The following is a 14,122-nucleotide window of genomic DNA, read 5'->3' as shown; positions in this document are numbered from 1 at the left end:
CAAAAGTCATCTCTTCAGTTTTGCATAGAGGGTTTGTCGGGTAATGCCGAGCATTTCGGCTGCATGCGAGATGTTGCCGTGGCATTTATCCACGACCTTCCGGATGTAATCGTTCTCGAAATTTTCCAAGGTTGCCACTTCCGTATTGTTGTCGATGGCATCTTTTAGGGTTCTGATGAGTTCGTCATTATCCCAGGGTTTGGTGACGAAATCGGCGGCTCCGCTTTTCAATCCCTTGATGGCAAGCTGCACGTCGGCAAAGGCGGTGATGAGCACCACGGGGATGTGGGCGTGGAGCCGGCGGAAGGTGCGGAGCCAGAGCAAACCGTCCTGTCCGCTGTTTACGCCGAGCGAGAAGTTCATGTCGAGTAGGATGAGATCTACCTGCTCCTGTTGCAGCAGCGTGGGGGCGGTATCGGGGCGAGAAAGGGTGAGGATCCGTTCGAACGTATTGCTCAGACAGATCTTCAGCGCCGTGAGTATCGACGGATTATCGTCGATGACAAGAAGGGTTCCGTATTTCATTTCTTTTATTTTTTTGTTTGCAAAAGTACGCTTTTTTCCCGAAACGACAAACAAAAATGGGGCTGTTGTGTGATAATCATACAATAGAGTGTATGAATTTCATACAATCCACCTTCCGGGCTGCCGGAAATCTTGGCAGAAAACGGGAGAAGCCCTACCTTTGCAGCAGCTAACGAAAACAGGGAGATGGTATTCTTCCTTTATCGTTTGATTTTAGTGAAACAAAAAATAAATGAGTATATGATGAAAAGTTATGTGAAATTCTTATCACGCAACAAGCTTTATGCCACCATAGAGGCCTTGGGTCTCTCGGTGGCACTGGCTTTTGTGCTGATTCTCGTTTCCTACGCTACTGCAGAGTATCGTGTGGGAACGAATCAGAAACTGGCGAAGGAACTCTATGTTGCAGGTTCCGGCGATTATCTCGGAATGACCTGGGGCACAGCCAAGGAATTCTTTCCTTCCATCCCGGAAATCAAGGGATGGACAAGATTTGGTGAATATTATGCTCCGCAGGGAGCCCTGATAGATGGACAGTATTATGAGGCAAAATGTCTGGCTATAGACCCGAACTTTTGCCAGTTCATGGGTTATCAATGCCGTGGTTGTGCGCCGGATCATCTCCTTTCGGATACTCATCAGGCGATGGTTTCGGAATCATTCGCCAAGAAAGCCTTCGGCAGCGCCAATCCTATCGGCCGCACCATCCAATGCGGTAAACTGCAATTCAAGGTGGTGGGAATCATGGAGGATTTCGGCCGTGAAGACCTTTTTAACCCATACGATATTTTCGTGTCGATGAAACTGATAGAAGCTGAGGCTCAGCCGATGGATCAATTTGGCTCAACCTTCACGGTGGCACAACTGGCAAAGAATGCTGACCCCGAAAAGGTGAGAAAGACCTTGCTCGGCAAATATATGAACTATTGGAAAGATTGGAAAAAGGAATCGGATGGAGTCAACTTCATGTGGGGCTGCCAGTTTATGAGATGGGACCAGATTCATTTTACAACTGATAGTGTCGATATTTTCAAGCATGGCAATCGTACTCTCGTGAATATCCTCCTGGTCGTGGCGCTGGTCCTGCTGCTCTCAGCCTTGTTTAATTACATCAATCTTACGGTGGCTCAGATTGGCAACCGTGCGAAGGAGATGGCTACCCGAAGGCTGCTGGGCGAATCGGTAGAGGGCGTGATGCTGCGCTATCTCAAGGAGTCGGCGCTCTTCACGGCAGTCTGCTTCCTGTTGGGCTTGTTGATTTCCTGGGCATTCATCCCGTTGTTCAATTCTATGTTGGATACGAAAATCGACCTGTTCCATTCCTTCGACCTTCTGTGGTTCCTGCCGTTGGCTTACGTCATCATTTCCATCTTTGCGGGAATCCTTCCTGCTATCGTGGTTTCCCGTTTCAATCCGATAGATGTGGTGAAGGGAACCATCCGCATGCGCAGCAAGATGTGGTTCAGCAAGATATTTATCGTAGCCCAGAACGTCATCAGCATCACGCTGGTAGTCATGGCGATAACGATGATGCTCCAGATGAAGCATCTTGCCGATTTGCCCTTGGGTTATCAGACGAAGGATATTGTTTACATCTATTCTTCTTTGGATGGTTCGCCGGAGAAGATGGCTATCCTCAGGAACCGTCTGAAAGCGCTTCCTGAGGTGGAAGAGGCCACTTACGGCAACGCCAATCCTATTGTAAGCTGGGGAAATGGCGTGCATGATGACAATGAAAAAGTAATAGGAATGCTCCGTATGTTCATGGCAGATTCCACGGCGATGAAGATGTTGGGATTCAAGGTGATTGAACAGTATTGCGAACCAGCCTATGGCAAGATTTGGGTAACGGAAGAGGCGAAGCGTGCCTATGGCGTTTCTGCCCACAAGCCTTGGTTCGGAATGAGAATGAAGGATGGTAAACATGAATATGAGGTGTGCGGCGTGATTGCCGATTATCATAGTGGAGATGCGCTGAGCGAGAATGAGAAAACGGAGCATAATGCCATTGGAGTCATTACCCCGCAGCAGGGTGGATGGGCTGTTCTGGTGAAAACCCGTGGCGATCATGCCCAGGCGCTGCAGGCAATCAGGAATACCTGCAAGCAGGTGGCTAAGGAACTGATGGGTGTTCCTACGGAAATGGATGTGGAGTATATGGATGATACTTTGAAGAATAACCTCAAGGACAAGCATAATATGATGGTGCTCATCATCACATTCATGAGCATCTCTATCCTGATTTCTGCCCTGGGTCTCTTCGGAATGTCGGTTTATTACGGCAACCAGCAGAAGCGGCAGATTGCCCTCCGCAAGGTGATGGGCGCTTCGATTGGGGATGCGGCTTGGCAACTGGCTAGGAGATTCCTCGTCAGTTCGCTGGTGGCTGTGGTCATCGCCATCCCTATCTGCGTGAAGCTGATGCAGACTTATCTCATGGATTTCGTCCATCGCATCTCCTTCCCTTGGTGGGTGTTGCTGGCTGGTGCCATCTTTACTTTATTGATAGCCTTTGTTTCGGTTATCGGCTGCACCCTGCGTACGGCAATGTCGAATCCGATAGACAGCATCAAGGCTGAATAATGAGTCATAAACTTTAAAAAGATTTCTAACGATGATACGAACAGAAAATTTAACTAGAATATTCCGCACGGAAGAGGTGGAAACCATCGCCCTGAACGGCGTAAACATAGAAGTAGAGGATGGTGAGTTTATCGCCATCATGGGGCCTTCGGGATGCGGCAAGTCAACCTTGCTGAACATCCTGGGCTTGCTGGATAGTCCTACGGAAGGCAAGTATTGGTTGAATAACGAGGAAGTGGGTCATCTGAAGGAGCGTGAGCGTACCGCCTATCGCAAGGGTCGCATCGGCTTCGTGTTCCAGAACTTCAATCTTATCGACGAACTTACCGTTGAGGAAAATGTGGATTTGCAGCTGAAATACCTCGGAGTGGGGAAGGCGGAGCGCAAGGAGCGCGTGCTCGAAATTCTGAGAAAGGTGAAGCTGAGCCATCGTGCCAAGCATTATCCTCATCAGCTTTCGGGCGGTCAGCAGCAGAGGGTTGCCATCGCCCGTGCCGTGGTGGGCAAGCCTAGCATCATCCTTGCCGATGAGCCTACGGGTAACCTCGATTCCAAGAATGGTATGGAGGTGATGCAGTTGCTCAGCGAGCTGAACGAAGAGGGAACCACCATCGTGATGGTTACGCACTCCAAGCACGATGCTACCTACGCCAGTCGCATCATCAATCTGTTTGATGGACAAGTGGTGGATGCGATGAATGATCAGCTTTGATCTTTGGTTTCGAATGATTAGCTTTGATCTGCGGTTTACTGTCCAACAATTAGACGGTGGTGTCTAATTGTTGGACAGTTTGTTTAATGAGGGTTTTTATTTAATGGCTTGATTATCAGGAGAAATGCTGTTTTGGCACGGCTCTTGTCCTTATCATGCCAAAATGAAGAAGATTATGAAAAGAATAGGAATATTGATAGGATGGTTGGTCTGGGCGGCTGGCGCTTCAGCACAGAGCTGGAGCCTTGACGACTGTATGAAATACGCCGTGGAGCACGCCACGGAGGTGAAGCGGGAGGTGGTGAATGCCCGCCAGCGCAAGCAGGATTACCAGCATGCTGTGGCTGGATTCCTGCCTTCCCTAACGGGTGGCGTGCAGGGACAGTATGCCTGGGGACGAAACATCGACCCGGAAACCAATACTTATAATAATGTAACGACATTCAACAACTACTATCAGCTTTATGCCGAACTGAATGTCTTCGACGGTTTCGCCACCATCAACGCCTTGAAGCAGGCTAAGCTGAGCCGGGATTATTCTGCCACGGCGATGCAGAAGATTCAGGACGACCGCGCCATCGACGTGATGCAGAAATATGTGGATGCTGCCTATGCTGAGGCAAGCATTCGGATAGCAAGCGAGAAACTGAACGAAAGCAAGCGGATGCTGGCTAAGATGAAGCGCCTGTATGAACTGGGCGAGAAAGGCCGACCGGATGTGGTGCAGATGGAATCGCAGGTGGCAGAAGATGAATACAATCTTACGCATCAGGAGAATGTGGCAAAACAGAGTCTGCTCGCCTTGAAATCCGCGATGAATTTTCCGGTGGATGAAGAGCTGAAATTGGCGGCTCTGACGAAGACTCAGAAGAAAAGCCTGGAATCAGGAATGCTGAAAGAAAGCGAGAAAGAAGCTGGTAGTCAGAGCGTAGAACCAAATGGGGTAGAGAATCTGGGGACTGACAAAATAGAAACGTCAATCTTACCTGTAAACTACGAAACCGTTTACCAGGGCTTCCAGAATATTTCTCCCGATTTGAAGTCGGCAGAATACGAAGTGGAGCGGGCACGGTATGATTACAAGATAGCAAAAGGCAGATTGCTGCCATCACTCTCTCTCGGTGGCGGCATTTCTACCAACTATTACAAGAATCTCTCTCAGAAAGGGCAATACGATGGGTTTGCCTCGCAGTTTCGCAACAACCAGGGCGAATACCTCGCATTGACCCTTTCCATACCTATTTATAATAGCGACCGATGGCACAGCGTGAAGAAGGCACGCAACGACTGGCAACTGGCGCAGGTGAACCTGGAGGAAACCCGTCGCAAGCTTCACGACCAGATAGCCCAGGCGGTAATGGATGCAGAGGGTTACGCCAAGGAGTTGCATCAGATGCAGAAGAAGGTGGTCTCTGATTCGCTCGCCTATCACATGTCGAGCCGGAAGTTTGAGGAAGGAATGCTTTCCACCTTCGATCTTCATACCGCAGCCCAGACGCTTCTGGAAAGCAGAATCAAGGAACTCCAGATGCAGATGCTGCTCATCATCAAACAAAGGTTAGTTGCTTATTATCAGGGAGAAAATTTAATAAGATAAATTATGGATATAAAGATAGAAAAGAAAAAATATCTCGTGCCTCGCAAGTACTGGGCATGGATTGGCGGAGGAGCGGTTTTGATCGCAGTCCTCATTTGGTTGGGATTGGGCAATTTCTCTTCCACCCTGAAGGTGGATAGAAAGGGATTGAGCATCGGAACCGTGGAGAAGGCGCAGTTCAACGATTATGTTTCGGTGGATGGACAGGTGGTTCCAATCTCCGTGGTGCAAATCAGTTCCGAGGAAGGCGGTATTGTTCTGGAGAAAGTGGTGGATGAAGGTGCCCACGTGAACAAGGGCGATGTAATCGTGAAACTGAGCAATTCGAATCTCGACCTGGAGATTCTGAATGCCGAAAGCGAACTTGCCGAAAAGCAGGACATGCTTCGCAACACCCAGATTTCGATGGAGCAGGACCGTCTGAACAACAGCAACGAGGAACTGTCGCTTTCGCAGGATGTCATTACCAAGCGCCGTTCCTATCAGCATCAGGAGGCGTTGCACAAGGAAGAACTCAATTCGCGCGAGGAGTATCTGAAGGCTAAGGAAGATTACGACCTTGCCGTCAAGAAGCATGCGCTCATCAGCAAGCGATTGAAGAAGGATGCACAGCTCCGCCGTTCGCAGATGGATCAGATGGGCGATAATCTGGAAGCCATGCAGAAGAATGTGCAGCTGGTTCGCCAGCGCAAGGAGAAGCTGAACATCCGCAGCACCATTTCGGGCGAAATCGGCTTGCTAGATGTGGAGCTGGGACAGAGCATTTCTGCCGGACAGAAGATAGGAGTCATCAACGACCTCAGCGATTTCAAGGTGCAGGCGCAGGTGGATGAGCATTACATCGACCGGGTAAAACCGGGACTTACTGCCACTTTCGACCAGAACGGCAAGCATTATCTCCTGCAGGTCCGCAAGGTTTATCCCGAGGTAAGAGACGGCAGGTTCCGTATCGACTTCGTCTTCAAGGGCGTTCGTCCTGACAACATCCGAACCGGTCAGACCTATTATGTAGATTTGCAGCTCGGTCAGTCTAAGCAGGCAATAATTATCCCTAAAGGCACGTTTTATAGTGTAACGGGCGGTCAATGGATTTTTGTATTAGACAAGAGTGGCAAAAAAGCTTATCGCCGAAAGATCACCATCGGTCGCCAGAATCCTCAGTATTATGAGGTGATTGAAGGTTTGGAGCCGGGTGAGCAGGTTATCGTTAGCGGCTATGAGGCATATAAGGATAATGAAATTCTAATGTTAAATTAGAAATGTTAAATGTTAAATTGGGGCATACGCCCTTACAATAATATATCTTATGAATCATATTATTAACGCATTCAAGAATCTGCCTCGAAGAGGCCAGCACAATTTTGTGAAGATTTTGTGTCTGGCGCTCGGCTTGGCAATCAGTTCGGTAATTATTGCCGAGATTTATTTCGAGCAGACTTACGATACGTACTTTCCTGGATGGGGGAGGACGTATCTGATTTCGGAAGTGGGTACTAACCATGGCGAAACCATGGAGTTTACCAATACTTCAGGAGCCACCGCCCAAGGTGTAAAGCAATATGCGCCTATGGTGGAAGCTGCAACAAGTACTTGCTATTTTTATGATGATGCCCAATGCAAGATGGAAGACCAGAACATCGTTTCTGCCAATATCTGGATGGCAGACAGTAGTTTCTTCGATGTCTTTCCACAGAAGATATTGATAGGCAAGGCTAAACAGATTTTATCCCAACCCTTATCCTGTCTCATCGATTCAGAAACGGCAGCAAAGATAGGTGGTAATGTTGTTGGTAAGCATTTCACGCTTTCTAAATATCCGGGAACCACTTTTACCATCTATGGTGTTTTCGAAGCGTTTCCTTGGGGTTCTTCCTTTCATGGTACGCAGATGATTCTGTCGAGGTGTAGTGTGCCATACGTATATTCCTACGATGGCAGAGGCCAATGGGTGGGAAATGATTGTTATAGATCCTACATCCGGTTGGCAAAGGGGCATGAGGCAAAAGAACTCAAGCCTTACGTGAATAAGATGCGAGAGGATCATTTTCCTTTGAAGGAGATGAAGAATATGGGAATAGAACTGAACTATGATTTCACGGTATTGAGCGATGTTTACACCCAAGATCCTTATGTCAAGAAGATGGGATGGATTATGGGAATTATCGCTTTTGTCCTCCTCTTTACTTCTGTGATGAACTATCTGCTTATCATCGTGGGAAATCTTGTGGGTCGTTCTCGCGAAATGGCTGTCCGTAAGTGTTATGGTGCCGAATCGAAGAACATTCATGCCATCATTTTCTCTGAGGCTTTGGTGCATGTGGGGCTGGCGGTTGTTCTTGCTGCAGGTCTTGTATTCCTTTGCAAGGGAACCATCGAAAACTTCCTCTCTGCTCCGGTAAGCACGTTGGTGCTTAATCGTGGCAGTTGGATATTGGTGGCTATCTGTATTCTGGTACTGCTGGTTGGCGGCTTGCTGCCAGGTTGGCTTTACAACAGGATTCCTGTAGCCATCGCTTTCCGTGGTTATAATGAGAATCGCAACCGATGGAAACTTGGTTTGCTGGGCATCCAGTTCGTTATCTCTGGTTTGCTGTTCAGTTTGCTTTACATCGTGAATGGTCAATACCAGCTGATGTTGGGGCTCAATCCTGGGTATGATTATGATCATGTAGCGATAGTTTCGATAGATGCAAGCAATAGAGACCAGCGCAATCAATGTCTGGCAGAAATCAGGCGAATACCGAATGTCAAGGAATGCAGTTCGACTTTTAATGTTCCGCTCGATGGGTATGATCGTAGTGGAAATATGGTAGGAGTACCTGGCGACGATAAAAATACCTTTAATATCATGGAGATGTCGGGAGTGGACGATAATTTCTTCAAGATGATGAATATTCCTATCGTTCAGGGCTCTTTCTTTACGGAAAGAAATGACAGTTGCCGTCAGGTTATTATTGATGAACGAGGTGCTGAGAAACTCATCAAGACGTGGCATTGGAAGGATGGCGTAGTTGGCAAGCAAATTACCTGTACGGGACATGATGATAATATCTTTACCATTTGTGGCGTGAGCAAGAATATTCGCTGGGGGGCTGCGGAAACTGGTGGTGATGGAATGAATGGATTTCCTGACTTGTATTTCTATTCTGCCAAGACGGCTTACTATATGTTGGTTAAGTTTAATGAACTAAGGGATGAATCGTTGTCGGAGTTGCAATCGAAGGTGCAGGCGATGTATCCGAACAATAAGGTCATCGTGAAGAGTTATGCTTCAGAATTGGCTAACCAGTACGCTTCCCAGCTCAATTTCCGCAACGGAATCTTGGTTGCCGGCATCGTGACGATGATTATCGCCCTCTTCGGATTGGTGGGTTATACGAGTGATGAGGTGAACCGCCGCCGCAAGGAGATTGCGATAAGGAAGGTGAACGGAGCGAAGGTGAAGGATATTCTTCGCATCTTCCTGAAGGACATTATGAAGATTGCCTTGCCTTGCATCATCGTGGGCGACTTGGGGGCTTGGCTGATAGCCAGACAATGGCTCATGTCGTTCAGCGAGAAGATTACGATGACGCCTTTGCTGTTTATCGGCGTTACCATCATCTTGCTCGTCATCATCGGGCTTTCCGTCATCATCAACTGCTACAAGGTGGCGAATAGTAATCCGGTGAAATATCTCAAGGATGAATAAAATTAAAAGTAAAAAAGTAAAAAGGTAAAAAAGTAAAAAGATAAGAAAATGCTTAAAATAGAGAATCTTTGCAAGTCATTCCGCACAGAAGATGTGGAGACGATTGCTTTAAATAATGTATCTTTCACAGTAGAAGACGGCGAGTTTGTTGCCATTATGGGACCATCCGGTTGCGGCAAATCCACCTTGCTCAACATTCTCGGTTTGCTCGACAACCCTACTTCAGGAAAATATTTCCTGGGTAATTACGAGGTGGCAAACCTGAAGGAAAAGGAGCGTACGGATGTGAGAAAGGGAGAAATTGGTTTTGTGTTCCAGAGCTTCAACCTGATAGATGAATTGAATGTAGAGGAGAACATCGAGCTTCCTCTTACTTACCTCAATATTCCGAAGGCAGAGCGCAAGGCAAAGGTGCAGGCGATTATGAAGCGAATGGCCATCAGCCATCGTGCCAAGCATTTCCCTCACCAGCTATCAGGTGGTCAGCAACAGCGAGTAGCCATCGCCCGTGCCGTGGTCTTCGGTCCGAAGCTCATCCTTGCCGATGAGCCTACGGGTAACCTCGATTCCAAGAATGGTGCCGAGGTGATGCATCTGCTTACCGAGCTGAACCACGAGGGCACCACTATCGTCATGGTAACGCATAATGAGCATGATGCCAAGATAGCCCATCGCACCATCCGCCTGTTTGATGGACAGATAGTGGATGAGTAAAATTTCAAAGAAAACGTATTTCGCTTATAATTAGTGATTTACGTGTAGTCGAATAAGACTTTTGCCGAAATCCGCAAAATGTTTTAGTGCGAATATGCCGAAATCCGTAAAATGTTTGACCATATTAGAAGAGAAAAGTCATAAATCGCTTGGTATTGGCCTCTTTCTGCTTCAGCTCTTCTTCCATTCTCTGTATTGCCATCTTGAAGAAGAAACGGATGAGGTGTTCGTCCGTAGCTTCCGTACGAATCATGCGGAGGGCAGAAATGTATTCCTGTCGGGCTTCGGATGGGATGATGAGGAGAGGATGATTCAATCTTAAGAGAATGTAGTTGCTGATGAGTCGTCCTGTTCTTCCATTCCCATCACGGAAGGGATGGAGATATTCGTAGAAGCCATGGAAGCGGGCGGCAAGAATCATGGGATGAACGGCTGCCGAAACGATGGCTTTTTCGGTAGATTCCAACAGCTTGGGAACTCTGGCGATGAGTTCTTCGTGGTCGCCAAATACCGTATCGCCTGCAGCCATGTCTGTGGTGGTGTATTCGCCCGGAATGGCTTCTGGAGAACGGTAGGAAAGCGTATGGCAGGTAACCCGCCTGTTGATTTCTTTCAGAAGATTCTCGTCGAGTGGATGCTGCGTGTTTTGCATCATGTACTCAAAGGCTTCGAAGTGGTCAAGCATTTCGAAAGCCTCGAAGAGAGTCTTTCCGGCAGGAATCATCCCCAGACCTTTCTCCTTCAGTTCCCGGGTATCATCTACGGAGAATGAATTGCCTTCAATGGCGCACGAATGGGTAGAGAAGAGTACTTCATTATATTTGATGTACTCTTCTCTATCCATTTTATTGATGATAAGGGTTTGATATTTTCCTCTCAAATCCTCGTATTCCTTGATTTCCTTTTCGAATGCCATAATCTTCTGTAAGTAATTATTTGACTAACTTTAATATGTTTTTTACTTGATCCATAACTTTTATATTAAACTAATGCCGTCTCGATTTACATTCTCGTAAAAAGGGGTGAAGTTATACGATTCCCATTCTTTCTTTGTGTAAAGAATGGGATTGATTTCTGTGCCGAGGTCGCAACCTAACAAGACAAACGGGTAACTTACTCTGTCGTAGTCCGTTTGTTCCAGCTTGTCTTTGTCTAAAAGGATAAGAATGTCCCAGTCTGAATCGTTGCGAGCATCACCTCTCGCTCTTGATCCATACAATATAGCCTTGCTTCCTGAAGGAATAGCAGATTTAGCTATATCTTTTATCTTTAATATGGTCTTATCGTCTGTTGACATAAGCTTAATCTTTTATAATGGCAAAGATATGGTAAAAAAGCGAAAGCGCCAAACTTTCTTCCCCAAAATTATACTTTTTTATGGGATGATGATGCGGAAGGTGGTGATTCCCTGCGCCTTGTCCTGATAGAGCGAGAGGCTGCCGCCGCTTACTCGCATGATCTGGCGGGAGAGGGAGAGACCGATTCCGCTTCCTTCCGGCTTCGTGGTGAAGAACGGGATGAAGATGTGGGAGGCTACATCTTCGGGGATGAGACCGGCGTTGTTGCTCACGTCGATGATGATGGATTCCTGGGCGTTGGCGTAGGCTTTGAGACGGATAAATGCCTTCTTGCTTGCCGCGGATTGCAAATCCGCGGAGCGGCAATCCTGCTTGTTCCTACCCTGCTTATTTCCATCTTGCTTGTTTCTTTCTGCAGATAACTTTCCCTTTTCCTTGAAAGCTTCTACGGCATTCTTCAGAAGATTCGTTACCACGTGAGAGAGGAGACTCTCATCGGCATAAGCCAGCAAATCCTTGGGAGAAACTTCTATCTCTACTTCGTGGTTGCAAAGTAACGCCATTCTTTCCAGGAATGGTTCCACATAGAAGAGAGCAGGCTGAGGCTGGGGAACATGGGTGAAGCGGCGATAGTTGTTGACGAAAGCCAACAGCTCGGTTCCTGTTTTGTGGATGGTTTTCAAGCCTTGCTTCAGCTTCGCTTGCTCAGCAGATTGTGGCTTCTCTGAAACCTTTATCAATTTGCCTGGAGAATGTAAATCATCAGATTCGTTATCTGCAATCAGCAACTCCTTGCTGCCCAATTCTTTCAGCAGAGTTTCGCTCAATGAAGTAACCGGCGTGATGGTATTCATGATTTCATGGGTCAGCACACGAATCAGTTTGATCCAAGAATCCACCTCCTGATTGCTCAGCTCGTGGCTCACGTCGCTCAGGGCGATGATACGCACGTGCTTGTCTTTCAGCATGGCTTGCGTCTCATGCTTTGCCAAGTGTTCATCCTTCAGTTTCTCTTTTACCTGGTTCATGTGGGTAAGCACATCCGTATCGAGCAACCGGAGGGCTGCCTGATTATGTTGCAGGATGTTGTCGTGACTATCCACCACCAGGATGCCCGTATCCACCGCATTCAGAATCTGCTCGTAATATTTCTCCCGATCCATCTGCTCCTCTCTCGTATGTTGCAGGAAGAGCTTGATGCGGTTGAGGGATTGATGCAGAATCTTATCCTCCTTAAACCCCTTCTCCGTAGGAAAGTTGAAGGAGAAATCCCCATTATCTATCGCATCAAAAAGGAAGGTTACCTTCTTGATGTTCCGGCGATAGTGGCGGTAGAGCCAGATGTTGACTGCTACTAGAACTACCAAAATCACCAATAAAACGATGATTGCTAACTGACTATTCATCTGATAACTAAAAATCCGTGTAATCCGTGTAATCCGTGCCTAAATTCATAACCCGTATCGCTTAATCTTATTATAAAGCGTCTGGCGGGAAATGCCCAGTCTTGCGGCTACCACCGACAGGTTTCCCTCACATTCCCTGATGGTTTTCTCTATCATTCGGCTCTCCATCTCGTCGAGCGTCTGAACCTCTTCCAGGGGCTTCTCTCTTTTCTGCTGGTTTCCGCCGTCAATATCTTCGGCAGAAATCATTCCGCCATCAGACAGAATCACGGCTTTCTCGATGGCGTGCTGAAGTTCACGGATGTTGCCGTACCAAGGCAAACTGGTAAGTTTTTTCTCAGCCTCTTCCGAAAAACGGAGATTCAACTTATTATATAAATCGCCATATTGACGGAGGAATCTTTCTGCCAGCGGAACGATGTCTGATTTTCTCTGTCTCAGGGCAGGCAATTCCAGATGGATGGTGTTGATGCGGTAGAGCAGATCCTCTCTGAATTCGCCATCGTTTACCATCTGCTGCAGATTGCGGTTGGTGGCGCAAACCAGTCGTACGTTGATGGGAATCTGCGTACTTCCGCCCACTCTTACGATGCTTCTGCGTTGCAGGGCGGTAAGGAGTTTTGCCTGAAGACCGTAGGATAGGTTTCCTATCTCATCCAGGAAGATGGTACTGCCGTCGGCAAGCTCAAACTTGCCCGGTTTATCCACCTTGGCATCAGTAAAAGCACCCTTCACATGACCGAAGAGTTCGCTCTCGAAAAGGGTTTCCGTAATGGCTCCCATATCCACAGGCAGCATCTTTTTTCCACATCTTGTGGATAAACGATGTATCTCGTTGGCTAACACCTCTTTACCTGTTCCGTTTTCGCCCGTAATGAGGATATTTGCATCGGTTGCGGCAACTTTTTCCACAATACTTCTCAAATTGTTCATAACTTCGCTATCTCCCCAATACATAGCGCTTTGCGCATCTTTTCCACCAGGTTTTCCACCATTCCTGTTGATAATGTTATCCACAGCCCTATTCTTATCCCTAGCCTCTACCAGCGTACGTATCATCTTCTCGTTTTCAAAAGGCTTCACGATGAAGTCGGCGGCACCTTCCTTGATGCCTGTTACGGCAAGTTGGATGTCGGCATAGGCGGTAAAGAGCACCACTTCGGTTTTCGGGCTGAGGCTCTTGATTTCCCTGAGCCAGTACAGTCCCTCGTTTCCCGAATTGATTCCGCTGGAGAAGTTCATGTCGAGCAGCACCACGTCAGGATGCTCCTCTCTCAGCTTGGCTGGGATGGAGTTAGGGTTGGCGATGGTGATGATGCCATCGAATATGGGTTCCAGCAGCATCCTTACTGTAGTAAGAATGTTGCGGTTGTCATCAACAATCAATATCGTTCCTTGTTTCTTAATCATGGTGCAAAGTTACGAAATATCATCGGAAATGGGTAATGATTGTCTAATAATTAGACGAAAAAAAGCCGATAAAGGCGCCAAAAGTGGCAGGAAGAATATTTTTTGGTGAAAACAAATGGCAAGTTTCCCGATTATTTTTGTACTTTTGCAACATTATTTTTTTAATAGGCGTACCCGATTCCAGGG

Annotated in this window: 11 protein-coding genes; 6 read left to right on the top strand and 5 right to left on the bottom strand. The window is 47.3% G+C overall.

What is annotated here, in order from left to right; translation table 11 throughout:
* Window positions 1-6: 6 nt before the first annotated feature.
* Window positions 7-579 carry a response regulator gene (locus ACTQ16_RS01540; RefSeq protein ID WP_441935799.1) on the bottom strand — a complete coding sequence of 191 codons (573 nt, stop codon included), beginning with the start codon at window positions 577-579 and terminating at the stop codon, window positions 7-9.
* A 186-nt stretch (window positions 580-765) separates the two neighbouring features.
* Here ACTQ16_RS01540 and ACTQ16_RS01535 point away from each other — a divergent pair, with 186 nt between their 5' ends.
* The 6 genes from ACTQ16_RS01535 (at window position 766) to ACTQ16_RS01510 (ending at window position 9,822) form a co-directional block, all read left to right on the top strand.
* Complete coding sequence (locus ACTQ16_RS01535; protein ID WP_441935798.1) at window positions 766-3,108, top strand: ABC transporter permease; 2,343 nt, start codon at window positions 766-768, stop codon at window positions 3,106-3,108.
* Window positions 3,109-3,139: 31 nt separating this feature from the next.
* Window positions 3,140-3,820 (top strand): ABC transporter ATP-binding protein, encoded by a 681-nt coding sequence (locus ACTQ16_RS01530; RefSeq protein WP_118311189.1) that lies wholly within the window; start codon window positions 3,140-3,142, stop codon window positions 3,818-3,820.
* A 175-nt stretch (window positions 3,821-3,995) separates the two neighbouring features.
* The gene (locus ACTQ16_RS01525) at window positions 3,996-5,417 is read left to right on the top strand and encodes a TolC family protein (protein ID WP_296971824.1); all 1,422 of its coding nucleotides are present in this window, start codon (window positions 3,996-3,998) and stop codon (window positions 5,415-5,417) included.
* Window positions 5,418-5,420: 3 nt separating this feature from the next.
* On the top strand, window positions 5,421-6,674 hold the full coding sequence (locus ACTQ16_RS01520) for an efflux RND transporter periplasmic adaptor subunit (RefSeq protein WP_441935796.1): 1,254 nt from the start codon (window positions 5,421-5,423) through the stop codon (window positions 6,672-6,674).
* Between the two features lie 49 nt (window positions 6,675-6,723).
* Entirely contained in the window at window positions 6,724-9,108 is a 2,385-nt protein-coding gene (locus ACTQ16_RS01515) for an ABC transporter permease (RefSeq protein ID WP_441935794.1), read from the top strand.
* A gap of 48 nt (window positions 9,109-9,156) precedes the next feature.
* Window positions 9,157-9,822 (top strand): ABC transporter ATP-binding protein, encoded by a 666-nt coding sequence (locus ACTQ16_RS01510; RefSeq protein WP_441932989.1) that lies wholly within the window; start codon window positions 9,157-9,159, stop codon window positions 9,820-9,822.
* 124 nt (window positions 9,823-9,946) lie between these two features.
* Here the strand turns inward: ACTQ16_RS01510 and ACTQ16_RS01505 are convergent, their stop codons facing one another.
* The 4 genes from ACTQ16_RS01505 to ACTQ16_RS01490 all read right to left on the bottom strand — a co-directional run bounded on the left by ACTQ16_RS01505 (window position 9,947) and on the right by ACTQ16_RS01490 (window position 13,936).
* Window positions 9,947-10,738, bottom strand: a complete 792-nt coding sequence (locus tag ACTQ16_RS01505; RefSeq protein ID WP_234564746.1) for a Fic family protein — start codon at window positions 10,736-10,738, stop codon at window positions 9,947-9,949.
* 60 nt (window positions 10,739-10,798) lie between these two features.
* On the bottom strand, window positions 10,799-11,119 hold the full coding sequence (locus tag ACTQ16_RS01500; protein ID WP_153091455.1) for a nucleotidyltransferase domain-containing protein: 321 nt from the start codon (window positions 11,117-11,119) through the stop codon (window positions 10,799-10,801).
* A 78-nt stretch (window positions 11,120-11,197) separates the two neighbouring features.
* A complete protein-coding gene (locus ACTQ16_RS01495) occupies window positions 11,198-12,526 on the bottom strand; it encodes a sensor histidine kinase (protein ID WP_441935792.1) in 1,329 nt (442 codons plus the stop codon).
* Between the two features lie 45 nt (window positions 12,527-12,571).
* Complete coding sequence (locus ACTQ16_RS01490) at window positions 12,572-13,936, bottom strand: sigma-54-dependent transcriptional regulator (RefSeq protein WP_441935790.1); 1,365 nt, start codon at window positions 13,934-13,936, stop codon at window positions 12,572-12,574.
* Between the last annotated feature and the right edge of the window lie 186 nt (window positions 13,937-14,122).

It is taken from the genome of Prevotella sp. LCP21S3_D2, from assembly GCF_052118345.1.
GTDB lineage: Bacteria > Bacteroidota > Bacteroidia > Bacteroidales > Bacteroidaceae > Prevotella.
The sequence above is the reverse complement of the archived record's forward strand: the minus strand, read 5'-3'. Positions and strand labels throughout refer to the sequence as shown.

Coding starts and splice junctions, on each gene's coding strand:
- ACTQ16_RS01535 (WP_441935798.1), top strand. CDS start 766: ATGATGAAAAGTTATGTGAAATTCTTATCACGCAACAAGCTTTATGCC.
- ACTQ16_RS01530 (WP_118311189.1), top strand. CDS start 3,140: ATGATACGAACAGAAAATTTAACTAGAATATTCCGCACGGAAGAGGTG.
- ACTQ16_RS01525 (WP_296971824.1), top strand. CDS start 3,996: ATGAAAAGAATAGGAATATTGATAGGATGGTTGGTCTGGGCGGCTGGC.
- ACTQ16_RS01520 (WP_441935796.1), top strand. CDS start 5,421: ATGGATATAAAGATAGAAAAGAAAAAATATCTCGTGCCTCGCAAGTAC.
- ACTQ16_RS01515 (WP_441935794.1), top strand. CDS start 6,724: ATGAATCATATTATTAACGCATTCAAGAATCTGCCTCGAAGAGGCCAG.
- ACTQ16_RS01510 (WP_441932989.1), top strand. CDS start 9,157: ATGCTTAAAATAGAGAATCTTTGCAAGTCATTCCGCACAGAAGATGTG.
- ACTQ16_RS01505 (WP_234564746.1), bottom strand. CDS start 10,738: ATGGCATTCGAAAAGGAAATCAAGGAATACGAGGATTTGAGAGGAAAA.
- ACTQ16_RS01500 (WP_153091455.1), bottom strand. CDS start 11,119: ATGTCAACAGACGATAAGACCATATTAAAGATAAAAGATATAGCTAAA.
- ACTQ16_RS01495 (WP_441935792.1), bottom strand. CDS start 12,526: ATGAATAGTCAGTTAGCAATCATCGTTTTATTGGTGATTTTGGTAGTT.
- ACTQ16_RS01490 (WP_441935790.1), bottom strand. CDS start 13,936: ATGATTAAGAAACAAGGAACGATATTGATTGTTGATGACAACCGCAAC.